This is a genomic window from Azoarcus sp. DN11, from assembly GCF_003628555.1.
Lineage (GTDB): Bacteria > Pseudomonadota > Gammaproteobacteria > Burkholderiales > Rhodocyclaceae > Aromatoleum.
The window spans coordinates 3,961,400-3,986,497 of record NZ_CP021731.1 but is presented as its reverse complement, the minus strand read 5'-3'; the positions used below and the strand labels follow the sequence as shown (position 1 = coordinate 3,986,497).

The window sequence follows — 25,098 nt, the reverse complement described above, 5'->3', positions numbered from 1 at the left end:
CGGGACACGAAAGCGCGTCTTGCGGCCCGTGACGGCGTTGCTCATCCTAGCTATTGCTGCGGTTTGCGCCTTGCCACAAGCCCCAATCCATCGCTTTCGTCTAGTCCCTTGATTTACGAAGCAGACCACTAGTTGCTGCGACAGATGATGCTGCGGAACTTCGCCGAGATCCTCATTTGCGTTGATGCTCATGCGATTCAGAAGTTCGTCAAGACGGGCACTTCAAGGGGTTGTACCACCGATCGTCATGTTTGTTGTGAGAAGTCAATTTCCACGGGAAACGGCACTGAGCCGGTTTTGGGAGTGCCTTCCACGCACGCTGACCGATATTACAGATCAAGGACCATTGGCTTGGTTGATACTAATAAGCGGACTGGCATTATGCAAGAAATTGCAGTCGTTATCCCAACTTACAAGGCGCGTAATCACATCTTGGGTGTGATAGATGAGATTGGCCCCGAAGTGGATCGGATTTACGTCGTTGACGATTGCTGCCCAGATAGCTCAGGTGATTTTGTGACCGCTAACTGTAAAGATAATCGTGTCTCCGTAATCAAGCATTCCGAGAACCAGGGTGTAGGCGGGGCTGTTATGACCGGTTACAAGGCCGCCATTAAAGATGGTATGAGCTTTCTGGTCAAGATCGACAGCGATGGACAAATGGATCCAGCATTGATCATGAATTTTGTGGCTCCAATTGCTAACGGCGAAGCAGATTACACAAAAGGTAATCGCTTTTTCGATCTCGATAACGTGCGCTCAATGCCAAGTTTACGCCTCTTCGGCAACGCGGTGCTTTCGCTAATGTGCAAGCTGTCGTCAGGTTATTGGAACCTTTTCGATCCGACAAACGGCTACACGGCCATTCATGCTGACGTTGCTCGTCATCTGCCGTTCAGTAAAATTAGTCGACGTTACTTCTTCGAGACGGACATTCTCTTTAGGCTAAATGCGCTTCGCGCAGTGGTTGTTGATGTGCCAATGGATGCAAAGTACGGCGACGAAGTAAGTAACCTGAAGGTATCCAAGATTATCGGTGAGTTTTTTGCGAAGCACGTGCGGAATTTTTCGAAGCGGATTTTTTATAACTACTACCTCCGAGACATGTCCCTTGCTTCAATCGAGTTGCCGGTTGGCCTTGTTCTACTTGGCTTTGGCTCAATTTATGGTGGCTATCATTGGATGCATTCTGCCCAGGCCGGCTTTCCCACGCCAGCCGGTACGGTGATGCTGTCTGCATTGCCTATTCTCGCTGGCATTCAGTTCCTGTTAGGCTTTATTGGATACGACGTGTCTTCGGTGCCCGTTCGGCCTGTTCATGGGAGCACCGGAAAGATGCGCGCAGAAATATCTGGAGAATTTAATGCTAAATGAAGATAAAGCCTGGAGTGAATATCGGGAAAAATTTTCCGAAGTGTACGACGAATCGAATTATTCAAGTCCGCTGCAATCTTCAGTAATGCGTGCAAGCCACAAGTTAGTAGAAAAGGCATTTGACGATCACGCGCATTTTGGCCGCGTACTTGAAGTGGGTGCTGGTACTGGAGAACATTTACCGTTTGTTCGTCACAGCTTTGACCAGTACACGCTCACTGATCTCGATCCAAAAACACTAGAAGTTGCCAAGAGGAAACTTGCCGGCATTCATAACGGAAACGTAACTATTGAAGTTCAAACAGGAAGTGAGCTTGCTTATCCTGACAACACATTCGACAGGCTTGTCGCTACCCATGTTCTTGAACACATCTACCAACCTCACTTGGCGCTAAAAGAGTGGCGCAGGGTTCTCAAGCATAGCGCAATTATATCAATTCTGATTCCCACCGACCCGGGAATGACTTGGAGGCTAGGGCGACACTTTGGACCGCGAAAGAATGCAGTAGCACGGGGGATTGCATATGATTATGTGATGGCAAGAGAGCACGTCAACTCCTGTAACAATCTTATTGCGATTCTGCGTCATTATTTTCCTGGGTCAAGAGAGGCGTGGTGGCCATTCCCGATTCCGTCGATCGATTTGAATTTATTTTTTTCTTTTCATGCGACGCTTGATAAGCGGGAAGAAGGCCAATGATTATCTACGTGGCCGCAACTCTTTGTGTGGTTGGCTTGGCAGTTGGTCAGATTTTATTCAAGGTAAGCGCAACCGCGCTATCGGAAAGCGGCACTTTTTTCGCCATTAAACCTGCAGCAATACTTTTTGCTGCAATGTGCTTGTACGGAGCCACATCAGTCGCGTGGGTCTGGGTTCTACAGAAGGTTGAATTGGGCCGAGTATATCCGTTGATGGCTTTGGCATTTGTTTTGGTGCCGTTAGGAAGTCATCTTGTATTTGGTGAGCGGTTCCAACCTCAATACTTTATTGGTGTTGCCATAATCATGGTTGGTATATTCATTACTGTTAAAGCCTGAAATCGGAGCCGGCGAGTATATGAACGATTGGATCAATCCAGGCTCTCGCAAAAGCTTTTTCTTGATCTTTGCATCTTTGGCATTTTGTCTTTTTGTTTTGATAAGATACCAAATACATAACGGATTCAGCATACTGTCCGGCGAGCGATTTGACACAGTTATATCTACGACAATCTTAGAGCACTGGTATCGCTTCTTCCTGGGTGATATTGATTGGACCGATGTTGGATATTACTTTCCGTACAAAAATTCGATTGCTTATACCGATGCATATTTAATAAATGGGCTGATGTATCTTCCCTTTCGGCTAGCAGGGTTGGATCCATTTATTTCTTTCGAATTATCAAATTTGGTTATTAAATCTGTCGGCTTTATTGGTGCTTACCTGCTTTGCAAAAGAGTATTTTCTTTTGGGGTTTACTGGTCGCTGCTTGCGGCCGTCTTGTTCACATTAAGCAATGGGATGACCGTCCATAGCTCGAGGATCCAGTTAGCCACCGTGGCTCTTTTTCCCATAATGACATTGATGCTTTGGAGTATGTACATCGCATTCGATTCTGGTAACTTGAGAAGATTCAGGACGAATGGCGTACTCGCAGGCGTTCTTTATGGGGCGTGGTGTTTGACATGCTTCTATATGGCTTGGTTTTTTCTACTCTATATTGCAGTATTTGCTTGTGTGATTTTTTTTACTGTTGGCGACTGCCGGGCTTTTAAAGAGAAATTGATTAGTGACTGGGGTTCCGTTTTTTTTGTTTTTGCGGCCGCAGTCATTTCGTTGTTGCCATTCATTTATGTTTTTGCTCTAAAATCTATCGAAACTGGTGTTCGAACATACGCAGAAGCGCTGCATTGGACCGTTCCCTTTGAAGGGGTTCTGCAGGTCGGTACGGAAAATTTTTTGTGGGGCAGGCTATATAATTATTTATTAACATATGTTTCGCCTAGTTATTCTCCAGCTGATGAATATTACAACACTGGTTTTCCCCTAGTAATATTTTCATTGTTTCTTCTGGGGTGTTTTCAGGTTATTAGGAATAACCAGGATCGCCATGCCAGCGCAAATAATGCAATTCTTTGGTCGCTCGCGATTGCTACAATTATTTCTCTGTTGTTGACTATAAATATTTCAGGAAAAAGTGCCTGGTATTTTATTTTTCATTTTTTTCCTGGCGCTAAAGCACTTCGTGTTGTTTCTGCTTTCCTAATTTTATTGGCGCTTCCTGTCGTAATAATAGCAATAAAATTCCTTGCTACGCGCCGCATCGGTCTGATTGCTATGCTGCCATTATGCGCCCTGCTGATTGCCGAGGAATTTAATAAGCCACCATTGTTTCTGGATCGAGTTGCGGAACTAGAGCGTATTTCATTGCCTAGTCTGCCCCATAAAGATTGTCGTGCCTTCTATGTTTCAGGGTGGAGCGGGCAGGAAAATTTAGGTGGTTTTGCTGATATTTATGCTCACAATGTTTCCGCCATGTTAATCGCTCAATTTGCTGGAATTCCGACGGTAAACGGCTTTGCGTCTTTTAACCCGCCGGGCGTTAATTTCTCCAGACCCAATGCATCGGACTATGAACAACGCATATATAATTATGCAAAACGGCATCGTATTTCAAATCTTTGCAAGCTTGATTTAAACTCCAAAATTTGGAGTTTTGTTAGAGATGGTGATATCGATATGGCGTACATGCATGTCCCATTCCTGAATGAAACGAATTGGAGTGGTCGTATTTTGGATGCGCAAGGTTTGTCAAGTTTTGAAAGTTGGGGAACTTGGTCTATAGCAAAAACGGTCGTTTTTGAATTTAACATTCCGCTTCCAGAGAGTTTTAATCTTCATTTGACAGCGCGCGCTTTTGGTTCCAATATTGGTAAAGATTTTGAGGCTCGTGTTGGTGACGATTCCACTAAATTTAGAATAACTGGCGTAGGTGACGCGCGAAATATTATTCCAGTTGATAATCCAACGCGATCAAATCTGTTAACAATAAGTGTACCTAATCCCATCTCTCCGAAAGTATTTTCGCAAGGACAGAGTCCCGATGATCGGAATTTAGGTATCGGATTTGTTGAAATGAAGATCGTGCCTGTCAAAAACTGAGCGCGCCACGAAATATCAGACCATCCCTAGCCATAAGGGGTAGTGGCTGGGGCGAGAATTCGGGGATGATCTATCTCCGGTCAAGTCGTGTTTGAATAAACTGAAGATTGTAAATTTTGATTACGGCGGGTTGGAACCATGAAGAAGGCACTAATCACTGGAATTACTGGTCAGGATGGGGCGTATTTGGCCCAGCTGCTCCTTGAGAAGGGTTATGCGGTTCACGGTACGTACCGTCGGACCAGTTCAGTAAATTTCTGGCGTATCGAGGAGTTGGGAATCGAGCAACACCCGAATCTGCATCTGATCGAACACGATCTTACCGATCTTTCCTCTAGCATTCGGCTGCTGAAAACTACGGGGGCTACTGAAATTTATAACCTGGCGGCGCAGAGTTTCGTCGGGGTTTCGTTTGAACAGCCAGTCACGACGGCGGAGATTACCGGTATCGGTCCCCTTAATCTGCTTGAAGCGATTCGCATCGTAAATCCGGAGATCCGCTTCTACCAAGCGAGCACCTCCGAGATGTTCGGCAAGGTCCAGGCGATCCCGCAGGTCGAGTCGACGCCGTTCTATCCGCGTAGCCCGTATGGCGTAGCCAAACTCTACGCGCATTGGATGACGGTTAACTACCGCGAGAGCTACGGCATCTTTGGAGCCAGCGGCATCCTGTTCAACCACGAGTCGCCGCTGCGCGGACGGGAGTTCCTGACGCGCAAGGTGTCCGACAGCATCGCGAAGATCAAGCTCGGGAAGTTGGATGGACTCGAGTTGGGCAACCTCGATGCTAAGCGCGACTGGGGATTCGCGAAGGAGTACGTCGAAGGTATGTGGCGTATGCTGCAGACCGATAAACCTGATACTTATGTCCTTGCGACCAACCGGACCGAAACGGTGCGCGATTTCGTGACGATGGCCGGAAGGGCCGTGGGTTACGATCTGTACTGGGAGGGTAAGGAGGACAAGGAGGTGGGTATCGATCGCATTTCGGGCCGTACGCTGGTGCAAGTGAATCCGAAGTTCTATCGCCCCGCGGAAGTGGACCTGCTGATCGGCAATCCTGAAAAGGCGAAGCGTGAGCTCGGGTGGGAGCCGAAGACGACCTTGGAGCAGTTGTGCCAGATGATGGTCGAAGGCGATATTCGCCGCAACGAACGCGGGTTCTCGTTCTGACCGGAGGCGTAATGAAGCGTGTGCTGGTCACGGGGGTCAAGGGCTTCACCGGCCGGTATGTTGCCGCCGAACTTGCCGCACATGGTTGGGAGGTCTGGGGCACAGGTGCGCATGAGGCGGTCGGTGATGCCAGATATCGACGTGCGGATCTGGTTGACGCTGCTAGTCTGAGGCGCGTGGTCGAGGAGGTGCGGCCCGACGCGGTGGTGCACCTGGCTGCGCTTGCGTTCGTCGGGCATGGTGACGCGGACGCGTTTTATCGTGTCAACCTGATCGGCACGCGCAACCTGTTGTCCGTGCTCGCGCCTGCGGAGCAGCCGCCAGAGTGCGTGCTGCTCGCCAGCAGCGCCAATGTGTATGGCAACGCTAACGAGGGGGTGCTCCGTGAGTCGACGCCGCCGAGCCCCGCCAATGACTATGCTGTCAGCAAGCTCGCGATGGAGAATATGGCGCGCTTGTGGATGGATCGGCTGCCAATCGTCATCGCGCGACCGTTCAACTACACGGGCGTCGGGCAGGCCGATTCGTTTCTGTTGCCGAAGATTGTCGCGCACTTCCAGCGCAGGGCGGAGGTGATCGAGCTCGGCAACCTGGACGTCTCGCGCGATTTTTCTGATGTGCGGGCCGTGGCAAGCGCTTACCGTAGGCTCCTGGAGGTGTGCCCGGTGGGTGAAACGGTGAACGTGTGTTCCGGCCGCACCCATTCACTGCGAGAGGCCTTGGCGATGGCGGAGGCGATCACCGGGCAGTCGATGCGCGTGGAAGTGAATCCGGCGTTTGTTCGTGCGAATGAGGTTCGGAGGCTTGGCGGGGATCCTGCGAAGCTCCGGAAGCTGATCGGCGAGTGGGATAGCCCACCACTTGAAGAGACGCTGCGGTGGATGCTCGAAGGGGCCTCTGTTTGAAGGTGATTCTTTCCATCGACGCGATCCGGTATCCGCTGACCGGAATCGGCCGCTACACTTACGAACTCGCGAGTCATCTGCAACAGCTGCCGGAGGTCACGGATCTCCGGTTTTTTTTCGGTAGGCGGTTTGCGGAAGCATTGCCGTCACCGTCACCGTCACCGGTTGGCATCTCGCCTCAATCGGGAGTGGGTGTTCGCAGGGCTGCGTTGAAGAGCCGAGCGATCGTCGAGCTCTATCGGTTTTTCGCTCCAAAGCTCAAGGCGCGCGCCCTGCGAGGATTGGAGGACCATGTGTTTCATGGCCCGAATTTCTACTTACCGCCGTTTCGCGGCCGAGGGGTCGTGACGATGCACGACCTCTCGCCGTTTACATGGGGCCATTGTCACCCTCCCGAGAGGGTACGATACATGCAGGCAGAAATCGGACAGTCCCTGAAACGGGCCGCCGTGCTGATTACCGATTCGGAGTTCACACGTCGCGAACTCGCAGCCTATTTCGGATGGCCGATCGAGCGTATTCGTGCCGTGCCGCTCGCGTGCTCGGCGGACTTCCGGCGGCGCAGTGCGGCGGAGCTGGCGCATACCTTGGGGACATACGGTTTGGCGGGCGGCGGATATAGTCTTTACGCAGGCACGATCGAGCCGAGGAAGAATCTCGATGCGTTGCTTGATGCGTATGGATTGCTCCCCGAGTGTGCGCGCCAGCGGTGGCCTCTTGTGCTTTCCGGGTACGAGGGGTGGCGCAGCGACGGAATTCACGCGCGTATCAGGGAAGCGGAGCGGGCCGGTTGGGCGCGTTATCTCGGTTTCGTGCCGGCAGAGCATTTGCCGCTGCTGTATGCCGGCGCGCGGCTGTTCGCATTTCCGTCCTTGTACGAAGGCTTTGGCCTGCCGGTGCTGGAAGCAATGGCGTCGGGCGTGCCTGTTGTGTGCTCGGATTCGTCCTCTCTGCCTGAGGTGGTAGGTGACGCCGCGGCCATGTGTCCGGCCGAGGACGTGGACGCCTTGGGTTATCTGATTGCGCGCGGGTTGGAGGATGAGGTATGGCGTGGCGAGGCGATCCGGAAGGGGCTGGATAGGGCGCAGCAATTCAGTTGGAAAAGATGCGCCCAGGAAACGGTTGCCGCATATCGTGCAGCCGTCGAACTTTGATTGTTGCCCGGATCAATCGATGAAGGTTCTGCACGTCTATCGCACCTATTTCCCGGATCCGCCAGGCGGGCTTCAGGAGGCCATCCGACAAATTTGTCTGTCGGTGCAGCCTTTCGGGGTGGAAAATACGATTTTTACTCTTTCTCCCGCGCCGGATCCTGCCGAGCTTGCCCGGCCCGAGGCGCGGGTCGTGCGGCAGCGCTCGTGGGCGGCTCCGGCGTCGTGTGATCTAGGCAGTATCGCGGCGTTCGCACGCTTTCGGCGGCTCGCTTGCGAGGCGGATGTCATTCACTACCTCTTCCCGTGGCCGTTTGCAGACCTGCTTCACTGCGTCGTGCCTCGGGGAAAGCCGGCGGTTCTGACCTACATTTCAGACATCGTACGTCAGCAGTGGATGGGCAAATTCTATTCGCCTTTGATGTGGAGAACCCTGCATGACATGCGGGCCATTGTGGCGAACGCACCTGCGTATGTTCAAACCAGCCCAGTGCTGTCTAGTGCGGTGATCCGTGACCGGGTCCGAGTCATCCCCCCTGGCATCGATGAACGGTCCTGTTCGCAGTGCGGCGATGATGCGGTTTTCAACCGCTTGAAGCTTCAGGAAGCTGAGCCTTACTTCCTTTTTGTGGGTGTACTGCGATATTACAAAGGGCTGCCTAGCTTGGTACAGGCGGCCGGCGGTGTCGGTGCCAAGATCGTCATCGCCGGATCCGGGCCAGAGGAGCACGCGTTGCGCAATCTCGTCGCGTGCGTAGGCGCGGGAAACGTCGTGTTTGCCGGGCAAGTGTCGGACGAGGAGAAGGTGGCCTTGATACGGCGCTGCCGCGGGTTGGTGTTGCCGTCGCACCTGCGTTCCGAGGCCTTCGGCATGGTGCTCGTCGAGGCAGCGATGCATGGTAAGCCGATGATCTCGTGTGAGTTAGGTACCGGGACTTCCTTTGTCAACGTGCACGCCGAAACCGGCCTCGTTGTGCCTCCAAATTCTCCGCAAGCGTTGTCTGAGGCTATGAATGGTCTGCTGGCCGATGATGAACTGACAGCGAAGATGGGTCGTGCCGCGAGGTCGCGGTATGAGCGAATGTTTTCCGGGGCGACGCTGGGCTTAGGGTATTCTCGGCTATTTCGGGATGTTGCGCGATGAGCGATGCGCTCTGACTCATGGCAGCGTGACGCACGGCTTCCTCGTTTCTGCGTGGTTGGTGGGTGTCAGCGGCGTATCGGAAGTTCTGCCCAGCGAATATGTTCAACGCGTTTCATAGCCCCGAGTTTGGTGCTACGTGGACTGGTTGCCTGCCGCCACCTGATTTAATGAGTTCGCCCCCTGCATGATCCGAGCAATTGAATGACCTTGTCCGTCGGCGATCTGACCTCGGGGCGCCTTCTCGCCCGCAGCGCGTTCTGGAATCTCGTTGGTATGGCTGCGCCAATGCTCGCGGCCGTGTTTGCCATTCCTTTGCTGATCGACGGCATGGGCAAGGAGCGTTTTGGGCTGCTCGCGATTGTCTGGATGGGGGTAGGGTACTTCAGTCTTTTCGATCTGGGACTTGGGCGCGCACTCACCAAAGTGGTTTCCGAACGCTTGGGACGAAATGAACTGACTGGCCTTGGCCCTCTGATCTGGACCGCGTTTGCACTGCTTGCTGTGCTCGGGATGTGCGGCGCAGCGTTGCTGATTATCTTCAGTCCGTTTCTGGTGAACTTACTGCAGGTGCCGGAGGTGCTTAGTAACGAAGCGACTGGGGCGTTTCGTATCCTCGCAGTCGGAATTCCGTTTGTCATTCTCACGGCAGCGCTGGCGGGGCTTCTGGAAGCCCATCAGCGCTTCAAGGCTATTGCCGCGATCCGGGTCCCGTTAGGCGTGCTTACCTTCGCAGGGCCCCTGGTTACGCCGCTGTTTTCGCCGAGCATTGTCTGGGCTACCGTGGCGCTGCTAATCGGCCGCGTTGTGGCAATGTTTTTCTACTTTTTGGCCGCGGCGAATGTGTGCGCGGAGTTGCGCAGACCTGTGTTGCTTGACAAAAATCAGATACGCCCTTTGTTAAGCTTTGGTGGGTGGCTGACAGTAACCAATATCGTCGGGCCACTGATGACCTACCTGGATCGGTTTTTTGTGAGCGCCATCCTGGGGCTTTCGGCCGTGACCTACTACGTGACACCCTATGAAATTCTTATGCGGATGCAGGTGCTTCCGCAAGCCATCATGGGTGTGACCTTCCCCGCGATGTCGGCCGCCCATGGCGGAGAGTCGCGGCGACTGACCGTTCTTTTCGCTGCTGCCGGTCGCGCTGCTTTCTGGGCGATGTTGCCATTAACGGCCGGCGCATTCTTGTTGGCGCCGGAAGTTCTCCTGATATGGCTTGGGGCGGATTTTCGCGACGCAGCGACACCTGTAGTGCGATGGCTCGCAGCTGGGTGCTTGATCAATGTCATGGCGCAGCCCGCCTTTGCGGTGCTTCAGGCGTCGGGCCGCCCTGATCTGGTTGCCAAGGCCCACTTCGTGGAACTAGTCTTCTATCTGGTTCTTTTGTGGTGGATGGCTGGAGCCTATGGCATTGCGGGCGTGGGAGCCGCCTGGACGCTGCGCGCGCTCGCTGATACGGTGATTCTCAATGCCCTTGTCGCGCGGCAATTGCCAGTGCTGAAGGGCCAGGTGCACCGATCCCAGCGCGTACTGGCTGCAATCGTGGTTGGGTTTGCTGCATTGCTTCTGGTCGAGCCGATTGTATTGCGAGTGGCCATGCTGCTCGTATCGGTTTGTATAGCCGGTCCTGTTCTAGGTGCGCTATTACGCAAGGGGTTCTCTGTCGGGTTGCGGGATGTCAGTAATGCCGGAACAGGTAATTCGTGAATGACATCGAGTAACGGCTCACGGGGAGGTGAAGTGATCCAGGACTGGCCTATTGACGGTCTTGAGCGGGTCCAAAGTTGTCCGGTGTGCGGAAGTCCGCGGCGCCGTCAACTCTATTCTGGTCTTACAGACAAAGCTTTTCGTTGCTCTTCGGGGCGCTGGGATCTTTATCAGTGCGGGGAGTGCCAGAGCGCGTATCTGGATCCACGCCCGACTCCCGCGACCATCGGACTTGCGTATGCAAAATATTTCACGCACGCGGAGAGTTTAAGTGCCGACACCGAGCATTTGAGCGGGCTACATCGCATCCGACGTGCACTTGCCAATGGCTACCGGAACCACCGGTTCGGCACGGAACTGCAGCCTGCTAGCCGGCTTGGCATCGTGGCAGCCATGTTGCTGCCTGGCCAGCGCAAGCTTATCGACGCTGAACGACGTGGTGTTCCGAGCGCAAGGCCCGGCATGCGGCTACTTGACGTCGGCTGCGGTAATGGAGAGTTCCTCGCCCTCGCGCGCTCGGCCGGCTGGGCGGTGGTTGGTGTGGAGCCGGACAGAAAGGCCGTCGCGGTGGCTCGTAGCCGGGGGATTGATGTGCGTGAGGGAGGTTTGGAGACGCTCGATCCCGCGACTGAGTCCTTCTACGGCATCACGCTTAATCATGTCATCGAGCACGTCCATGAGCCGTTGGAGGTATTGCGTCGGTGTCATGCCCTGCTCAAACCAGGTGGCTGGATATGGCTCGAAACGCCGAACATCGAGGCCCAAGGGCATGAGCGGTACGGTTCTGCCTGGAGAGGGTTGGAACCACCGCGGCACCTCGTCATCTTTACCTGGGCTTCGCTTATCCTGGCTTTGGAGGAGGCAGGGTTTCAAGCCATAGAGAAACAGCCTTACCGCCCGTTGTGCGCGAACGTTTTTGCAGCCAGTGAGGCAATTGCGAAAGACGAAAGTCCTTCGACAGCGTCACATCTCTCGAAGCAGGCGCGGCGTGCTGCGAAAGCGATGGAGCGCAAAGCCAGAAATGATCCGAAGCTGCGAGAGTTCGTCACGATCAAAGCATGGAAAATGGCGTGATCCAGTGCTCTTGCTCCGGCGTTATTTGTCACATTTTTGATGGTATGGCCTGATGTTTCTGCGCTTAAGCCGAGAGGAATCATGTCTCATTTAGGTAAAGTGGAAATCCTTCTTTCCACGTTTAACGGCGAGAGGTTTCTGCGCCAGCAACTGGATAGTATCAAGGGGCAGACGTATAAGGATTTCTCTTTGCGGGTGCGGGACGATGGATCTCGCGATGGAACGGCTGGAATTCTTGAAGAATATAGCGCAGATTGTTCATGGGTTGATGTTTCCTATGGTAAAAACATCGGGGTTGTCGCAAGCTTTTTCGAACTCCTGAATGGTACCGACCCGCGTGCTTCGTTCATCGCATTCTGTGATCAGGATGATCTCTGGTATTCGGACAAGATCGGACGCGCGGTTGCGAAATTGGCTGAGGTGGGCGGCGATGTTCCTGCCATGTACTGCTCGGCATTACGGCTCGTCGATGAAAATTTGAACGTAATCGGCGTGCCGAGAAAACCTTGTAAGTCGGTGACGTTGCGTAACGCGCTTGTGGAGAATATGGCAACGGGATGTACGGTGGTGTTGAATCGTGCTGCCATCGATTTATTGATACCGACGAAGATGGATCACAACAAGGTTGTCATGCACGACGCGTGGGTCAATGTCGTTATAAGCGCGTTTGGTGTGGTGGTCTATGATGAACGTCCAAGCATGGATTATCGCCAACATGGCGGCAATGTCGTCGGCTCGGCATTGGGGGTGTCGGCTTGGATGAGGAGGCTGTCCCGATTCTTTCGTCGCAGGCGGAGTACGCTTGTCGATCAAGCGAACGAACTACTGCGAATCTATTCGGGAAGCCTGCCGGTTGAGGCTCGCGAGTTGGTTGCTGATTTTGTCGAAGGCGCTGGCTCAGCCTCTTTCTTTGATCGCCTGAGGTATGTTTTGTCGACTCCTTTATATCGTCAGCGCGGTGTTGATAACGTCATTATGCGGGCGCTGATCGTTTTGGGTTGGCGCTGACGGAGCGGACTTTGGGGCGTCTGTAGTGGTTCTGGCTCGAGCCTTGAAGAGCCGCGAATCCCCCGTCCTTGGTAGAATGGCGATGCCTTGATTTCTGGGGCACCTGACACCGATGAATCCGAGTAGCGCCATGAAGACCCGTCAGTTCGGCGACGAACCTCACCCCAAGAAGATCAACTCGCAGGTTGACTCGCGGAAGGCGCATTTCCGCCCTGATCGCGCGGGTCGGCCCTGTAGAGTTCTGCGGTGCATCGAGGTCGCATGAAGAACTGCGACAGGCATCGAGTAATGGCGCGACTCGCGATCATCTCCAGTCAGGCTTTCTCGCTGATCAACTTCCGTGACCCGCTAATCCGCGCCCTGGCTGACGCCGGGGTTGCGGTCGATGCGCTCGCGCCCGATTACGACGAAGATGTACAGGCAGACGGTGCGGTGGCGGGGCTTATAATTACACGTTCCGGGACGCGGGCTGCCTCTCGATCGGGACAGTCACCGAGCGGCGTGAATTGATAGCAGTTTCCATCGTGAGTCATGCTCACGGCGCGATGGTCGAGCGACTGGTTGAGTCCCTGCTGGCCTTCCAAGATGTCCGGCAGATCATCGTGACGTGCAACGTACCCGAGCCGCTGCATCTGCCGGTCGATGCGCGAATCGCGGGGATCGACAATACGGTGCCGGCGGGATTCGGCGCGAATCACAATGCGGCCTTCGCGCAATGTGTCCAGCCGTACTTTTGTCCGTTGAATCCTGACGTCGAGTTCCGCGAAGATCCTTTTCCGTTGCTGTTGGAGATGTTGAGGCGTCGACGGGCCGCCGTGGTGGCGCCGCTGGTCAAATCGCCCACCGGAGAGATTGAAGACAGCATACGGCGCTTTCCTACACTGCAGTCTTTGTTTGCGAAGGTGCTGGGTGGGGACGACGGGCGATATCACGTGGCAGACGGGCAGGACGAGTTCTTTCCAGCGTGGGTGGCGGGAATGTTCATGCTTTTCCGCAGCGAGGATTACGCGCGTCTGGGCGGATTCGATGAGCGTTTCTTCCTGTATTACGAAGACGTGGATATTTGCGCGCGTGCTTGGCAGCGCGGCATGCGCGTGCTCGCATGTCCGCGGGTCGCCGTGATCCATGATGCCCGCCGCGGCAGCCGGCGCAGTGCGCAACATTTCGGCTGGCACCTCGCCAGCCTGTTGCGCTACCTGCGCAAATATTGGCGACGCTGGCCGAAGACGCTGGGTTGAGAGACCGGAAGGGCGGCGCGGTGCGCAGCTTCGCCGACGGCGGCCACGGGGGTGTTGAGATGAGTACGGTGCTGGTTACTGGTGCGAACGGTTTTGTCGGCGGCGCCCTGGCGGCACAGCTGGCGACCACGGGCCACCGCTTGCGGCTGGCGTCGCGCTCACGGGCGCTGGCGCCGATGCAGGAGGCCGAAACCTTCATTCATGGCGATCTTGGCGAACCGGTGGACTGGACGCCGGCACTTGCCGGCACCGACGTGGTGGTGCAATGTGCTGCGCGGGTGCATGTGATCGCAGAGGCAGCGAAAGATCCGTTCGCTGAATTCCGCCGCTGCAACGTCGACGGCACCCTGCAATTGGCGCGTGCTGCGGTAGCGTGCGGAGTGCGGCGTTTTGTTTTCGTCAGTTCGGTCAAGGTCAATGGCGAGGCGACGCCAACAGGCTGCCCTTTCACTTACGCCGACGCGCCTGCGCCCGTTGACCCGTACGGCGTTTCCAAGCTTGAGGCGGAGCGTGGCCTGTTCGCGCTCGCTGCCGAGACTGGACTGGAGGTCGTTGTGGTGAGGCCGGTGCTGGTCTATGGCCCCGGTGTGAAGGCCAATTTCCTCGGCATGATGCGCTGGCTGAACGTGGGTGTGCCTTTGCCGCTCGGGGCGATCGACAACCGCCGCAGCCTGGTGGCAATCGATAACTTGGTCGATTTGCTGGCCACTTGCATTGTGCATCCGCGGGCGGCCGGTGAGGTGTTGCTGGTGAGCGACGGGGAGGACTTGTCGACCACCGAGTTGCTGCGGCGCATGGCCGCGGCGCTTGGCAGGCCCTCGCGCCTTCTGCCGGTACCGCCAGGGATCCTGGAGCTTGGGGCACGGCTGCTCGGCAAGGGCTCAATTTCACGGCGGCTTTGCGGCTCGCTGCAGGTGGATATCACCAGGACAAGGAATGTGCTGGATTGGTCGCCGCCCGTAAGTGTTGATGACGGGTTGGCGAGAACGGCGCGACACTTTCTCGAGCATCGCCGGAAGTGAGGAAGGCCGGCGACTGGCGCGGAGTGCGGCGGTTCTGACGGAGTAATCCAAAGATCATGTGGTTCGGGTGGTTCTTGTTGATGGTGGGTGGTGCTTCCCTCGCGCTGACCTGCGGCCTGCGCCGTTATGCGTTGGCGCGCAGGCTGATGGATGTTCCGAATGCGCGCAGTTCTCATTCGGTGCCGACTCCGCGTGGGGGCGGCGTCGCGATTGTCGTCAGCTTTCTCCTGGCCCTGCCTTTGTTGGCGACACTGAACAGCGTGCCGTGGACTGTAGCGTGGGCGTTGTCGGGGGCGGGTGCGCTCGTTGCGTTGATCGGTTTTCTGGACGATCACGGGCACATCGCTGCGCGGTGGAGGTTGCTGGCGCATTTCGTTGGCGCAGGCTGGGCCTTGGCTTGCCTCGGCGGGGCGCCGCCATTGGTCCTGTTCGGGGCGACGCTCAAGCTGGGGTGGTTGGGGTTTGGGCTGGCTGCCGTCTATCTGGTGTGGTTGCTGAATCTCTACAACTTCATGGACGGAATCGACGGCATCGCCAGCGTCGAGGCGATTTGTGTATGCGTTGGCGGGGCCGCCTTGTATGCGATGGTGGGTAAGGTGTCATTGGCAGTGCCCCCCTTGCTCCTGGCAGCCGCGGTGACGGGATTCCTGTACTGGAATTTCCCTCCGGCCAGGATTTTCATGGGAGACGCGGGCAGCGGATTTCTCGGGATCGTTCTGGGGATCCTCTCGCTGCAGGCTGGGTGGGTCGCGCCGGAATTTTTTTGGTCCTGGCTCATCCTGCTTGGGGTGTTCGTGATCGATGCGACCTTCACCTTGCTGCGCCGATTGCTTCGGGGCGATAAAGTGTACGAGGCGCATCGCAGCCACGCATACCAGTATGCGTCTCGGCACTTCGGGCGCCACTTGCCGGTAACCCTGGCGGTCGCTGCGATCAATGTCATCTGGTTGCTGCCTGTTGCGCTCTGGGTTGGAAGTGGCGGCCTGGATGGAATGGCAGGAGTGGCGATCGCCTATACGCCACTCCTGGTACTTGCGGTGCGGTTCCGTGCAGGGGCACTGGAAACCGGGGCCGCTTGATCGGGCTGGTCAATGTCGGCTTCCGCGGTATGGGGCCTGAGAGACGATGCTGAACGAACAAAATCAGATGTTTGAGAATGCGCTGTCAAGGCGCGCAACCCGTCATGCGTAAATCGCTTCGCTCATCGCTGGTCGTTCTTTTCGATTTGAGTGCCGTCGCGGTTGCATGGATCGGCGGGTTCCTGATCCGCTTCAACTTCGAGTGGCCATCGGATTACGTCGAAAAGATTGCGGTCGGTCTGGTTTGGCTGCTTGTCGTGCATGGATTCGCCTGTCGGTGGGCGGGTCTTTATCGCGGCATGTGGATATTCGCCAGCCTTCCCGACCTGAAACGGGTGCTGAAGGCGGTGGGGTTCTCCTTCCTCGGGTTGGTGGCGATGCTCGCGGTGGATCGGGGCCCCGGTCCGGCGACCCCGCGCTCCATGCTGGTGCTCTATCCGGTGCTGCTGCTTATCGTTATGGGCGGGGGACGTGCGGCGTGGCGAATGTGGCGCGAATATCGCTTGTACGGCGGGCTGGTCGCAGCGGGCAAGCCCGTCGTGGTGGTGGGCGCGGGGTCCGGTGGGGCAATGCTGATTCGCGAACTGCAGCGCAGTGCCGATTGGCGGGTGGTGGCGCTGGTGGACGACGACTCCGCAAAATGGGGCCTCGAACTTTTCGGCCATCCGGTTGCGGGCGGTGTGGGTTCGCTCCCGCAAGTACTGAGGGACTACAAGGCGAAGCACGTCATCCTGGCGATGCCGTCGGCGGCCAGCGATACGCTCAAGCGTGCCACCGACGTCGCCGTGGGGGCCGGTGCGCATGTCTTCAAGGTCCCCGGTCTCGAGGACCTGATGAGCGGGAAAGTCGCGATCAATGCGATGCGGCCGGTCGACATCGAGGATCTGCTCGGCCGCGAACCGGTGAAGATCGATACGGGGCATGTGCAGCGCATGATCATCGGCAAGACCGTCCTGATCACGGGCGCCGGCGGCTCGATCGGCAGCGAACTCTGTCGTCAGCTCGCGCGCTTTGCCCCCGCGCGTCTGGTGCTGATCGAATCCAGCGAATTCGCGCTGTACAACATCGAGCAATGGTTCCAGGTGCATCGCCCCGAAACCCGGGTTGTGCCGCTTGCCGGCGACGTGAAGGATGCTGGGCGGATGGTGGAGATTTTCGCCGCATGGAAACCACAGTTGGTGTTCCATGCGGCGGCATACAAGCACGTCCCGTTGATGGAAGTCGGCAACGCCTGGCAGGCCGTGCGCAACAACGTGTATGGCACGCTGAACGTGGCGGCGCAGGCGCAGCGCCAGGGGGCCGAGCGCTTCGTGCTGATTTCGACCGATAAGGCGGTAAACCCCACCAATGTGATGGGCGCCACGAAACGTTTGGCGGAGATGGTCTGCGAGGCGCTGCACAGCTCGGGCGAAGGCGCCACGCAGATGGAGATGGTCCGCTTCGGCAATGTGCTCGGCAGCACCGGCAGCGTCATTCCGAAGTTCGCGGAGCAGATCGCCCGCGGTGGCCCCGTGACCGTGACGCATCCGGATATCAACCGCTACTTCATGTCGATCCCCGAGGCCGCGCAACTCGTGCTGCAGGCGGCGGCGATGGGGCAGGGCGGCGAGGTGTTCGTGCTCGACATGGGGGAGCCGGTGAAGATAGTCGATCTCGCACGCAACATGATTCGGTTGTCTGGTTACACGGAAGAAGATATCCGTATCGAGTTCACCGGCTTGCGACCCGGCGAGAAGCTTTACGAGGAATTGCTTGCCGACTCGGAATCGACACGGGAAACGCCCCATCGGAAGTTGCGCATCGCGCGCTCTAGACCGGTTTCGGCAGGCTTCCTGGCAGAGCTCGATACTTGGCTCGCACAGTCGGGGCCCGTGAGCGACGATGAAGTGCGCCGAGGGCTCCTGCGCTGGGTGCCGGAATATGTCCCGATGAGCGAACGGCCGGCGTTGCGCGTGATCGAGTCGGGTGGGGGCAAGGCAGCGCGCGCGGGCGACCGGGCGTAAACGATACGTCGCACTCCTCCTGACGGCGTTGTTTCGTACGACGCCGAACTTGCGGCTGAAGCCGCTCCCACGGGATAGAATGTTTCCATCTTGTTTAGCCTGATGGCGTGTCCTGACCACGATGCCGGGAAACGCGCCGATTCCCGATGGCGATTTACGCGGTAGGTGACATCCAGGGGTGTTATTCGGTTCTTCAGCGTCTGCTGGAGCGGATTGGGTTTGACCCGGCCGTCGATCGGCTGTGGGTGGTCGGTGACATGGTCAACCGCGGACCGGAATCGGTGCAGACCTTGCGCTTCTTGCGCAGTCTCGGTGAGGCGGCGACGGTCGTGCTGGGGAATCACGATCTGTACCTGTTGATGGTCGCTGCGGGGCACAGACGGCTGGATGACGACGACACCTTGTTCCAGGTCATCGAGGCGCCGGACCGTGACGAGTTGCTGGCGTGGGTCGCGAGCCGGCCGCTGATGCATGTCGACGGGGCGTTCGCGATGGTGCATGCGGGACTGTTGCCCCAGTGGACGGTTGCGCGGGCGGCCGAGTTGGCGGCGGAAGTGTGCGCTGCGCTGGTCGGCCCGGATGCGCAGGACTTGCTGAAGCATCTCGGCGGGAACGAGCCCGACACGTGGTCCGAGGACTTGTCCGGGCTGGAGCGCTACCGGGTCGTCGTCAATGCGCTGACCCGCATGCGTTTTTGCGCCGCGGACGGGCGGATGGCGCTGGAGGCGAAGGGTTCGCCGATGCGTGCGCCGGCCGGCACGATGCCGTGGTTTGCGACGCCGGGGCGCTTGAGCCTGCCGCACACGATCGTGTGCGGCCACTGGTCGGCGCTGGGCTTCTATCGGGTGCCGGGGCTCATCGCGCTCGATTCGGGCTGTGTGTGGGGCGGGAAGCTGACGGCGGTGCGGCTGGAGGACGGAGCCGTTTTTCAGGTGCAGGCTTAGTCCGAATCAGGCGGTTCGTCTCGATGTATTGGCGTCGTCGCGTTCGTCCAGCGCAGTTTGAATGGCCCCCACATGCGGGAGACGCTCGAGGATCGCGGCGCGCGCCGTGGCGGCGAGATCACGGCGGTGCATGCCGTCCGTGCCGAGCGGCGGTGCAGTGCTGATGTGCGCCACGATGCGAGGTTCGGCGATGATGCTTGCGATGCACTGGCCGAGGCTGACGTCTCCGTCGTAGGCCGGCGCGCGGGTGCGCAGGCCGTTCGCGTCCGAGTAGGAAATCGCCATCGGCTGGATCGCGTGGCCCGATTCGATCGCCGGTTGCAGCAGTGCCGCGTGGAAGTGCAGGACGTGGCTGCCGTCGGTGGTCGTCCCTTCGGGGAACAGCGCGACGTTGCGGCCCGCGTCGAGCAGCGCGCCGATCTCGGCGTTGATGATCTTCGCGTGGCCGCGGCTGCCGCGCCGCAGGAATACGGTCTCGTTCTTCGCCGCGAGCCAGCCGATGAACGGCCAGGTGCGTACTTCGGCCTTGGAGATGAAGGCGGACGGGGCGATCGTGTTGATGACGAAGATGTCGACCCACGAGATGTGATTCGCGACCAGCAGGCAGCCGGGCTCGACCGGTGCCCCGGTCATCTGCAGGTCGATGCCGAGGAGGGCGAGCAGTCCTTGCGACCAATGCCGGTGCAGGCGGCGGTGGGTCGTCTGCGGCGTGAGCGGGTAGATCGCAAGGGCCGTCAGCAGGCCCAGGGCGATGTGCAGGGCGAGCCGCAGGTAGCGCCAGAAGCGGACGATGCGCCCGGCGGTCGGCCGGGCGTCGGTAATCGGGGCGGAGGGTTTCAGTCTTTGCGTCCCATGAAGTGTTTGGCGTAACGGCCGTCCACCTTGGTCATCGGCATCAGGATGGGCAGGTCGGCGGTGTTGAAGTCCGGATCCCATGCGGGTTCGCCGCAGATCCACGCGCCGGCGCGCAGGTAGCCCTTGATCAGCGGCGGGGCGTCACCCGGCAAATCGGTGCGCAGACGCTCCAGCGGCAGCGGGCAGCGCGGGAACACGCGGTATTCGAGCGGTGAGGAGTGCTCGTCCTTGAGGCGATTGTACAGGCTCGCGGCCGTATGTCCGCCGTCGGCCATGCTGATCGAGGCGCAGCCGATCAGGTAGTCGTAGCCGTTTTCCTGCATGTAGCGGGCGAGGCCGCCCCACAGCAGGGCGATCACCGCGCCGCTGCGGTAGTCGGCGTCGATGCAGGAGCGGCCGATTTCGACGATGCGGCCGCGCAGGTGATGCAGGCGCGTGAGGTCGAATTCGTTCTCGGAGTAATAGCCGCCAACCTTGCGTGCGGCGGCGGGCGAGAGGATGCGGTAGGTGCCGACGATGCGCCCGGCGGCTTCGTCGCGTACGATCAGGTGCTCGCAGTAGGGGTCGTAGATGTCGCGGTCGACGCCCGGCGTGCGGGTCGGCAGGCGTGCGCCCATCTCGTCGGCGAAGACGCGATAGCGCAGCTTCTGCGCTTCGAGGATTTCGGTCTCGCAGGCGGCCAGCCCCACGTGCAGGCTGCGTCCGCGGCGTTCGGCGATTTGCGGTTGTTTCTGGAGCATGCGGCAATTCCTCGTTCGGGATATGGCACGCATTGTCGAAATGCTGCGTTGCGACGACATGACGAGGGCGTTACGATGCGGTGACGTTGTTAGCGAAGCAGTGAAGTGGAGCGCCCCCGCGGCGCCTGTTCGCCCTGTGCCTGTCGAAGGGCGGAATCTTGGCAGGGCTTCGACAGGCTTAGCTCGGTGTTCGATTGCCGGGTTGGTAATGACAAACGGACTGTCTGGAGAGTCGATGGAAAACTGCGTGTTCTGCCGCATCGTGAAAGGCGAGCTGCCGGCGTCGAAAGTGTTCGAGGACGAGTCGACGCTGGTGTTCATGGATCTGCAGTCGGTGAATCCGGGCCACATGCTGGTGGTCGTGAAGCCGCACCGCGCAAACATCTACGAGCTCGAAGACGAGCTGGCCGGCGCCGTCTTCCGGACGGCTGCCCGCATGGCGCGCGCGGTGAAGGCCGCGTTCGGCTGCGAAGGCGTGACCCTCTTCCAGGCCAACGAGGAGGCCGGCGCGCAGACCGTGTTCCATTTCCACATCCACGTGCTGCCGCGCTGGAAGAACGACGGCATGGCGCTGGCGTGGCCGGCGAAGAATCCGTCGCGCGAGGCGCTGGAGGCGATGGCGGAGAAGCTGCGCGCGGCACTATGAGGTGGAGCGGCGCAAGCCCCTATAATCACGGCCTGTTTTGTCCGAAATGAAGGCTCCTCATGTCCATCCTCGTCTGCGGCTCCATGGCCTACGACACGATCATGGTGTTCCATGATCGCTTCAAGCGCCACATTCTCCCCGAGCAGATCCACATCCTGAACGTGTCCTTCCTCGTGCCCGACATGCGGCGCGAGTTCGGCGGTTGCGCTGGAAACATCGCGTACAACCTCAAGCTGCTGGGCGCGGATCCGCTGATCATGGCGACCGTCGGGGACGACGCCGAGCCCTACCGACGGCGCCTCGAAAAGCTGGGCCTGCGCCAGGATCACGTTCGGCACGTGCCGGAAAGCTTCACCGCGCAGGCCTTCATCACGACCGATCTGGACGACAACCAGATCACCGCCTTCCACCCCGGGGCGATGAACCAGTCGCACCTCAATCGCGTGCAGGATGCGGCCGGCGTGAAGCTGGGCATCGTGTCGCCGGATGGCCGCGACGGCATGCTGAACCACGCCACGCAGTTCGCCGCGGCGGGCGTCCCGTTCGTGTTCGATCCGGGGCAGGGGATGCCCTTGTTCTCGGGTGAGGAACTGCTCCACTGCCTGAACCTGGCGACCTATTGCACGGTCAACGATTACGAAGCTCGCATGCTGTGCGAGCGCACGGGGCGTTCGCTGGAGCAGCTGGCGGGCAGCGTCGAGGCGCTGATCGTGACGCTCGGGCCGGAAGGTTCGCGCATCTATGCGGGGGGCGAGTGCGTCGAGATTCCGTGCGTTGCCGCGGACGCGGTGGTCGACCCCACCGGATGTGGCGACGCGTACCGGGCGGGTCTGCTGCATGGCATCGCCGAGGGGTATGATTGGCTGACGACCGGGCGCCTGGCTTCCTTGCTCGGCTCGATCAAGATTGCCAGCCGCGGCGGGCAGAATCACGCGCCGGATCGCGCCGAGATCGGCGCACGGTATGCGAAGGCATTTGGAGAGGCATTGTGGTGATGAACGGAAAGCAGCGTGCGGTGGTGTCGGCGTTTGTTGCAGCGGTGCTGGGACTCGGGTTGGGCGGCTGTGCCACCGGCCTCGGCGGAGAGACCTATTCGCGCGGCGAGGCGCGTCGCGCGATGACGGTGCAGTACGGGACCGTCGAGTCGGTGCGCCCGGTGAAGCTCGAAGGGACCAAGACGCCGGTCGGCCCGCTGGCCGGGGCAGCGGTCGGCGGGATCGCCGGGAGTAGCGTGGGGCAGGGGCGTGGCTCGGCGATTGCGACCGTGATCGGTGCGGTCGCTGGCGGACTTGCCGGGGCGGCGGTGGAGGAAGGTGCGACCCGTTCGCAGGGCGTCGAAGTGACCGTGCGGCTCGATAACGACAAGCTGATGGCGATCGTCCAGGACGACAAGGGCGAAGGCTTCCGGCCCGGCGAGTCGGTCCGCGTGCTGCGCGACGGCGGCACGATGCGCGTGGCCCGCTGAAGTTCAGCGACCCCGGAAGCCGGTGGCCGGTCCCGGGGTTTTGCGTCATCCGCGTTCAGGCGAGGAGGACGAGCCCCCATACGACGGCGAGGTTGATCAGCGCCAGGAGCACGGCCGCGCTGCCGATATCCTTGGCGCGCTTCGCGAGCAGGTGCCGCTCCAGCGACACGCGGTCGACGGTGGCTTCGATGGCGGAGTTGATCAGTTCGACGATCATCACGAGCAGGACGCTGCCGATCAGCATCGCCTTGCCGAAGGCGGCGGTCGGCACGAAGAAGGCCACGGGGATCAGCACGGCGGCGAGGAGGCATTCCTGCCGGAACGCGTCCTCGTGGTGGTAGGCGGCACGCAGTCCATCGATCGAGTAGCGCAGCGCATTCACCAGGCGGGCCAGCCCGGTCTTGCCCTTGAAGGGGCTCTCGTTGTGTTCGTGCGTCGGGTGTTCCATTGGCCTGGTGTCGTATGAAGATCAGGGGTAGAAGGCGTAAATCCGGTATCCGGTTGCGCCGAGACCGTCCGCCGCAAAGGGAAGTGTGACTGCAATGTCGCGGCCGGCGGCGAATCCCTGTTCCAGATCTGCGCCCGGGAACCAGTCATGCGGTGCCAGCACGCGCCTCACCAACGGGCGGTCGCGGGCGTCCGTCAGGGTTAGTTCCAGGTGCGGATAGGCGAGCGGATGGGGGGCCCGGTTGCGGATCATCGCGTTCAGGATGAAGCGGCCGGCCTTGCCGGGTTCCGACTGCAGGTCGGAGGATTCGACGCTGATCAGACTGGCGATGCGCGGGAGCTCGATCGTGCAGTTCAGCACCGCGCAGACCTTGAGCAGCGGGGGGCGCAGCAGCGGCCATTCGCGTGCGATGTCCGCACGGAAAAGGAAAATCGACTGGGCAGCCAGGACGCCGCTCAGAAGGCCGATGCCAAGACCGAACAGGCCGCGATGGGCCGGGCGCGGTGTCGGGGGGGCGTAGGCGGCGAATTCGTCATCGATATCCGCCGGCGCAGGGAGGGGAGCCTCCCCGTTGCCCTCCGATGGCGGCGGAATGCCAGTGTCCGTCCGGTCCGGCGACGCGAGATCCGGCAGCAGCGTCTCGGGCGCCGGCTCGGGTTGCTGCGGGGCTGCGGCGGGTGTGGCAGCTCCGCGGCCTTCATCCTCTTGCGCGGCGAGGGGGGGGCATCGGCGGCGGGGGTGTCCGTTCCTCGGGTTCCTGCCGCGGTTCGGGCGCATCGCGCACCGGCACGCGTTGCGGCAAGAGCGTATCGGGCAGCTCGAAATGAAGCTGGTCCGACAGGGCGCCCGCGGCCTTGTCTTCGAGCACGAAGAAGCGGTCGGAGCGGTCCGGGGGGAGTTCGGGCGCCTCCGGTGCTGCGGGAGGGGGGGGGGCTCCTCGATCAGGTGGTCCAGTGCGTTGAACGGAAGCAGGCAGCTGCCACAGCGCACCTGGCCACGGTGTGCGCGCAACTGCTCGGGCCGTACCCGGAATACCGTGTGGCAGGCCGGGCAGCGGGCAAGCATCAGTCGCCGCCGGCCCCGGAGGCGGGCCGGCTGCCTTCCAGTCGCGCCCAGCCCTCGTGTGTCGCGCCGACGTGCAGCGCGATGAAGGGCGCGTAGGCCGCGATGACCTGGTCGGTCTGGGCTTCGAGCACGCCGGACAGCGCGATCCGACCGCCCGGTGCGACGCGCGCGGCCAGCAGGGGTGCGAGCACGCACAACGGGTTGGTGAGGATGTTCGCGACGACGACGTCGAATTGTGTATCGAGCGCCTTGCGCGAATGCTGCAGGCGCAGCGTCACGCCGTTGCGTTCGGCATTGTCGCGGGCGGCCTCGAGCGCCTTGTCGTCGATGTCGATGCCGAGCACGTCGGCGGCGTCCAGCCGTGCGGCGGCAATGCCCAGGATGCCCGAGCCGCAGCCGTAGTCGAGCACGGTGGCGCCCGGCGTGACCGTGGTGCACAGCCATTCGAGGCAGAGGCGCGTGGTGGGGTGCGAACCGGTGCCGAAAGCCATGCCGGGATCGAGTTCGATGTTGATCGCCGAGGGGTCCGGCGCGGTGTGCCAGGAAGGCACGATCCACATCCGATCGGTAATGCGGATCGGGTCGAACTGGCTCTGGGTGAGCTGCACCCAGTTCTGCTCCGCGACCTCTTCGAGCGTGAAGGGCGGCACCGCGTCGAAGCCGGCGTCGGCCGCGGCACGCGCGAGCGCGACGGCGAGATCGGCATCGGCGTCGAACAGCGCGATCACGCGGCTGTGATCCCACAGGCCGACGGGATGGTGGCCGGGTTCGCCGAACTGCGGCTTTTCGGCATCGGTGCCGGCGTCGGCATCCTCGATGCTGATCGACAGCGCGCCGGTCGCCATCAGGGCTTCGGACAGCGCTTCGGCCTTGTTCGCTTCAGCCTGCAGGGTCACGGAGATCCACATGTTCGGC

At 59.5% G+C, this 25,098-nt stretch carries 25 protein-coding genes and 1 pseudogene; 20 read left to right on the top strand and 6 right to left on the bottom strand.

The window, feature by feature from the left end; all coding sequences use genetic code 11:
* The first annotated feature begins 381 nt into the window (after positions 1 to 381).
* From CDA09_RS18440 to CDA09_RS18365, 17 genes are all read left to right on the top strand, one after another.
* The gene (locus CDA09_RS18440; RefSeq protein WP_121429982.1) at positions 382 to 1,374 is read left to right on the top strand and encodes a glycosyltransferase family 2 protein; all 993 of its coding nucleotides are present in this window, start codon (positions 382 to 384) and stop codon (positions 1,372 to 1,374) included.
* Entirely contained in the window at positions 1,364 to 2,074 is a 711-nt protein-coding gene (locus CDA09_RS18435; RefSeq protein ID WP_121429981.1) for a class I SAM-dependent methyltransferase, read from the top strand. The genes CDA09_RS18440 and CDA09_RS18435 overlap by 11 nt, the downstream gene beginning before the upstream one ends.
* The gene (locus CDA09_RS18430; RefSeq protein WP_174718459.1) at positions 2,071 to 2,412 is read left to right on the top strand and encodes a DMT family transporter; all 342 of its coding nucleotides are present in this window, start codon (positions 2,071 to 2,073) and stop codon (positions 2,410 to 2,412) included. The genes CDA09_RS18435 and CDA09_RS18430 overlap by 4 nt, the downstream gene beginning before the upstream one ends.
* 19 nt (positions 2,413 to 2,431) lie before the next feature.
* A complete protein-coding gene (locus tag CDA09_RS23205) occupies positions 2,432 to 4,516 on the top strand; it encodes a DUF7024 domain-containing protein (protein WP_128106583.1) in 2,085 nt (694 codons plus the stop codon).
* Between the two features lie 138 nt (positions 4,517 to 4,654).
* The gene (gene gmd, locus CDA09_RS18425; protein ID WP_121429980.1) at positions 4,655 to 5,689 is read left to right on the top strand and encodes a GDP-mannose 4,6-dehydratase; all 1,035 of its coding nucleotides are present in this window, start codon (positions 4,655 to 4,657) and stop codon (positions 5,687 to 5,689) included.
* Positions 5,690 to 5,700: 11 nt separating this feature from the next.
* Positions 5,701 to 6,594, top strand: a complete 894-nt coding sequence (locus CDA09_RS18420) for a GDP-mannose 4,6-dehydratase (protein WP_121429979.1) — start codon at positions 5,701 to 5,703, stop codon at positions 6,592 to 6,594.
* Positions 6,595 to 6,596: 2 nt separating this feature from the next.
* Positions 6,597 to 7,748 (top strand): glycosyltransferase family 4 protein, encoded by a 1,152-nt coding sequence (locus tag CDA09_RS18415; RefSeq protein WP_286164493.1) that lies wholly within the window; start codon positions 6,597 to 6,599, stop codon positions 7,746 to 7,748.
* A 19-nt stretch (positions 7,749 to 7,767) separates the two neighbouring features.
* On the top strand, positions 7,768 to 8,889 hold the full coding sequence (locus CDA09_RS18410) for a glycosyltransferase (protein WP_121429977.1): 1,122 nt from the start codon (positions 7,768 to 7,770) through the stop codon (positions 8,887 to 8,889).
* A 201-nt stretch (positions 8,890 to 9,090) separates the two neighbouring features.
* Positions 9,091 to 10,596, top strand: coding sequence for a flippase (locus CDA09_RS18405; RefSeq protein ID WP_121429976.1), 1,506 nt, complete (start codon positions 9,091 to 9,093; stop codon positions 10,594 to 10,596).
* Positions 10,597 to 10,629: 33 nt separating this feature from the next.
* Complete coding sequence (locus CDA09_RS18400; protein WP_164844438.1) at positions 10,630 to 11,670, top strand: class I SAM-dependent methyltransferase; 1,041 nt, start codon at positions 10,630 to 10,632, stop codon at positions 11,668 to 11,670.
* Positions 11,671 to 11,751: 81 nt separating this feature from the next.
* Entirely contained in the window at positions 11,752 to 12,678 is a 927-nt protein-coding gene (locus CDA09_RS18395; protein WP_164844437.1) for a glycosyltransferase family 2 protein, read from the top strand.
* Between the two features lie 261 nt (positions 12,679 to 12,939).
* Positions 12,940 to 13,188 (top strand): hypothetical protein, encoded by a 249-nt coding sequence (locus CDA09_RS18390; protein WP_128106582.1) that lies wholly within the window; start codon positions 12,940 to 12,942, stop codon positions 13,186 to 13,188.
* 14 nt (positions 13,189 to 13,202) lie between these two features.
* Complete coding sequence (locus tag CDA09_RS18385) at positions 13,203 to 13,916, top strand: glycosyltransferase family 2 protein (RefSeq protein WP_217351260.1); 714 nt, start codon at positions 13,203 to 13,205, stop codon at positions 13,914 to 13,916.
* On the top strand, positions 13,886 to 14,938 hold the full coding sequence (locus tag CDA09_RS18380) for a UDP-glucose 4-epimerase family protein (RefSeq protein WP_286164229.1): 1,053 nt from the start codon (positions 13,886 to 13,888) through the stop codon (positions 14,936 to 14,938). The genes CDA09_RS18385 and CDA09_RS18380 overlap by 31 nt, the downstream gene beginning before the upstream one ends.
* 56 nt (positions 14,939 to 14,994) lie before the next feature.
* Complete coding sequence (locus CDA09_RS18375) at positions 14,995 to 16,017, top strand: MraY family glycosyltransferase (RefSeq protein WP_121429971.1); 1,023 nt, start codon at positions 14,995 to 14,997, stop codon at positions 16,015 to 16,017.
* A 77-nt stretch (positions 16,018 to 16,094) separates the two neighbouring features.
* Complete coding sequence (locus CDA09_RS18370; protein ID WP_286164227.1) at positions 16,095 to 18,020, top strand: polysaccharide biosynthesis protein; 1,926 nt, start codon at positions 16,095 to 16,097, stop codon at positions 18,018 to 18,020.
* 146 nt (positions 18,021 to 18,166) lie between these two features.
* The gene (locus CDA09_RS18365; protein WP_121429969.1) at positions 18,167 to 18,964 is read left to right on the top strand and encodes a symmetrical bis(5'-nucleosyl)-tetraphosphatase; all 798 of its coding nucleotides are present in this window, start codon (positions 18,167 to 18,169) and stop codon (positions 18,962 to 18,964) included.
* 6 nt (positions 18,965 to 18,970) lie between these two features.
* On the opposite strand, the gene CDA09_RS18360 is transcribed toward CDA09_RS18365, so the two are convergent.
* Positions 18,971 to 19,900: a lysophospholipid acyltransferase family protein gene (locus CDA09_RS18360; RefSeq protein ID WP_121429968.1), complete on the bottom strand. Its 930-nt coding sequence runs from the start codon at positions 19,898 to 19,900 to the stop codon at positions 18,971 to 18,973.
* Positions 19,801 to 20,559 carry a GNAT family N-acetyltransferase gene (locus tag CDA09_RS18355; protein WP_121429967.1) on the bottom strand — a complete coding sequence of 253 codons (759 nt, stop codon included), beginning with the start codon at positions 20,557 to 20,559 and terminating at the stop codon, positions 19,801 to 19,803. Before CDA09_RS18355 ends, CDA09_RS18360 begins: the two co-directional genes overlap by 100 nt.
* Before the next feature lie 235 nt (positions 20,560 to 20,794).
* Between CDA09_RS18355 and CDA09_RS18350 the strand changes: the two genes are divergently transcribed.
* The 3 genes from CDA09_RS18350 to CDA09_RS18340 are packed head-to-tail and all read left to right on the top strand — an operon-like array spanning position 20,795 to position 22,670.
* On the top strand, positions 20,795 to 21,205 hold the full coding sequence (locus CDA09_RS18350; RefSeq protein WP_121429966.1) for an HIT family protein: 411 nt from the start codon (positions 20,795 to 20,797) through the stop codon (positions 21,203 to 21,205).
* 59 nt (positions 21,206 to 21,264) lie between these two features.
* Positions 21,265 to 22,200 (top strand): carbohydrate kinase family protein, encoded by a 936-nt coding sequence (locus CDA09_RS18345; RefSeq protein ID WP_121429965.1) that lies wholly within the window; start codon positions 21,265 to 21,267, stop codon positions 22,198 to 22,200.
* Positions 22,200 to 22,670 (top strand): outer membrane lipoprotein, encoded by a 471-nt coding sequence (locus tag CDA09_RS18340; protein WP_121430926.1) that lies wholly within the window; start codon positions 22,200 to 22,202, stop codon positions 22,668 to 22,670. The genes CDA09_RS18345 and CDA09_RS18340 overlap by 1 nt, the downstream gene beginning before the upstream one ends.
* Before the next feature lie 55 nt (positions 22,671 to 22,725).
* Here the strand turns inward: CDA09_RS18340 and CDA09_RS18335 are convergent, their stop codons facing one another.
* From CDA09_RS18335 to prmA, 4 genes and pseudogenes are all read right to left on the bottom strand, one after another.
* On the bottom strand, positions 22,726 to 23,118 hold the full coding sequence (locus tag CDA09_RS18335) for a diacylglycerol kinase (protein WP_121429964.1): 393 nt from the start codon (positions 23,116 to 23,118) through the stop codon (positions 22,726 to 22,728).
* Between the two features lie 21 nt (positions 23,119 to 23,139).
* Positions 23,140 to 23,895 carry a DUF3426 domain-containing protein gene (locus CDA09_RS23480; RefSeq protein WP_174718495.1) on the bottom strand — a complete coding sequence of 252 codons (756 nt, stop codon included), beginning with the start codon at positions 23,893 to 23,895 and terminating at the stop codon, positions 23,140 to 23,142.
* 228 nt (positions 23,896 to 24,123) lie between these two features.
* Positions 24,124 to 24,183: pseudogene (locus tag CDA09_RS23690) on the bottom strand (MJ0042-type zinc finger domain-containing protein); the annotation flags it as partial.
* Complete coding sequence (prmA, locus tag CDA09_RS18325) at positions 24,183 to 25,091, bottom strand: 50S ribosomal protein L11 methyltransferase (protein WP_121429962.1); 909 nt, start codon at positions 25,089 to 25,091, stop codon at positions 24,183 to 24,185. The gene prmA and the pseudogene CDA09_RS23690, both read right to left, overlap by 1 nt.
* Between the last annotated feature and the right edge of the window lie 7 nt (positions 25,092 to 25,098).

Excerpts from the sequence above, each read along its gene's own strand:
- CDA09_RS18345 (WP_121429965.1), top strand. The coding sequence starts at position 21,265 with ATGTCCATCCTCGTCTGCGGCTCCATGGCCTACGACACGATCATGGTG.
- CDA09_RS18390 (WP_128106582.1), top strand. The coding sequence starts at position 12,940 with ATGAAGAACTGCGACAGGCATCGAGTAATGGCGCGACTCGCGATCATC.
- CDA09_RS18395 (WP_164844437.1), top strand. The coding sequence starts at position 11,752 with ATGTCTCATTTAGGTAAAGTGGAAATCCTTCTTTCCACGTTTAACGGC.
- CDA09_RS18410 (WP_121429977.1), top strand. The coding sequence starts at position 7,768 with ATGAAGGTTCTGCACGTCTATCGCACCTATTTCCCGGATCCGCCAGGC.
- CDA09_RS18405 (WP_121429976.1), top strand. The coding sequence starts at position 9,091 with ATGACCTTGTCCGTCGGCGATCTGACCTCGGGGCGCCTTCTCGCCCGC.
- CDA09_RS23205 (WP_128106583.1), top strand. The coding sequence starts at position 2,432 with ATGAACGATTGGATCAATCCAGGCTCTCGCAAAAGCTTTTTCTTGATC.
- CDA09_RS18340 (WP_121430926.1), top strand. The coding sequence starts at position 22,200 with ATGAACGGAAAGCAGCGTGCGGTGGTGTCGGCGTTTGTTGCAGCGGTG.
- CDA09_RS23480 (WP_174718495.1), bottom strand. The coding sequence starts at position 23,895 with ATGCGCCCGAACCGCGGCAGGAACCCGAGGAACGGACACCCCCGCCGC.
- CDA09_RS18435 (WP_121429981.1), top strand. The coding sequence starts at position 1,364 with ATGCTAAATGAAGATAAAGCCTGGAGTGAATATCGGGAAAAATTTTCC.
- CDA09_RS18420 (WP_121429979.1), top strand. The coding sequence starts at position 5,701 with ATGAAGCGTGTGCTGGTCACGGGGGTCAAGGGCTTCACCGGCCGGTAT.
- CDA09_RS18365 (WP_121429969.1), top strand. The coding sequence starts at position 18,167 with ATGGCGATTTACGCGGTAGGTGACATCCAGGGGTGTTATTCGGTTCTT.
- CDA09_RS18370 (WP_286164227.1), top strand. The coding sequence starts at position 16,095 with ATGCGCTGTCAAGGCGCGCAACCCGTCATGCGTAAATCGCTTCGCTCA.
- CDA09_RS18430 (WP_174718459.1), top strand. The coding sequence starts at position 2,071 with ATGATTATCTACGTGGCCGCAACTCTTTGTGTGGTTGGCTTGGCAGTT.
- CDA09_RS18375 (WP_121429971.1), top strand. The coding sequence starts at position 14,995 with ATGTGGTTCGGGTGGTTCTTGTTGATGGTGGGTGGTGCTTCCCTCGCG.
- CDA09_RS18440 (WP_121429982.1), top strand. The coding sequence starts at position 382 with ATGCAAGAAATTGCAGTCGTTATCCCAACTTACAAGGCGCGTAATCAC.
- CDA09_RS18360 (WP_121429968.1), bottom strand. The coding sequence starts at position 19,900 with ATGGGATCCGGACTTCAACACCGCCGACCTGCCCATCCTGATGCCGAT.
- prmA (WP_121429962.1), bottom strand. The coding sequence starts at position 25,091 with ATGTGGATCTCCGTGACCCTGCAGGCTGAAGCGAACAAGGCCGAAGCG.
- CDA09_RS18355 (WP_121429967.1), bottom strand. The coding sequence starts at position 20,559 with ATGCTCCAGAAACAACCGCAAATCGCCGAACGCCGCGGACGCAGCCTG.
- CDA09_RS18350 (WP_121429966.1), top strand. The coding sequence starts at position 20,795 with ATGGAAAACTGCGTGTTCTGCCGCATCGTGAAAGGCGAGCTGCCGGCG.
- gmd (WP_121429980.1), top strand. The coding sequence starts at position 4,655 with ATGAAGAAGGCACTAATCACTGGAATTACTGGTCAGGATGGGGCGTAT.
- CDA09_RS18335 (WP_121429964.1), bottom strand. The coding sequence starts at position 23,118 with ATGGAACACCCGACGCACGAACACAACGAGAGCCCCTTCAAGGGCAAG.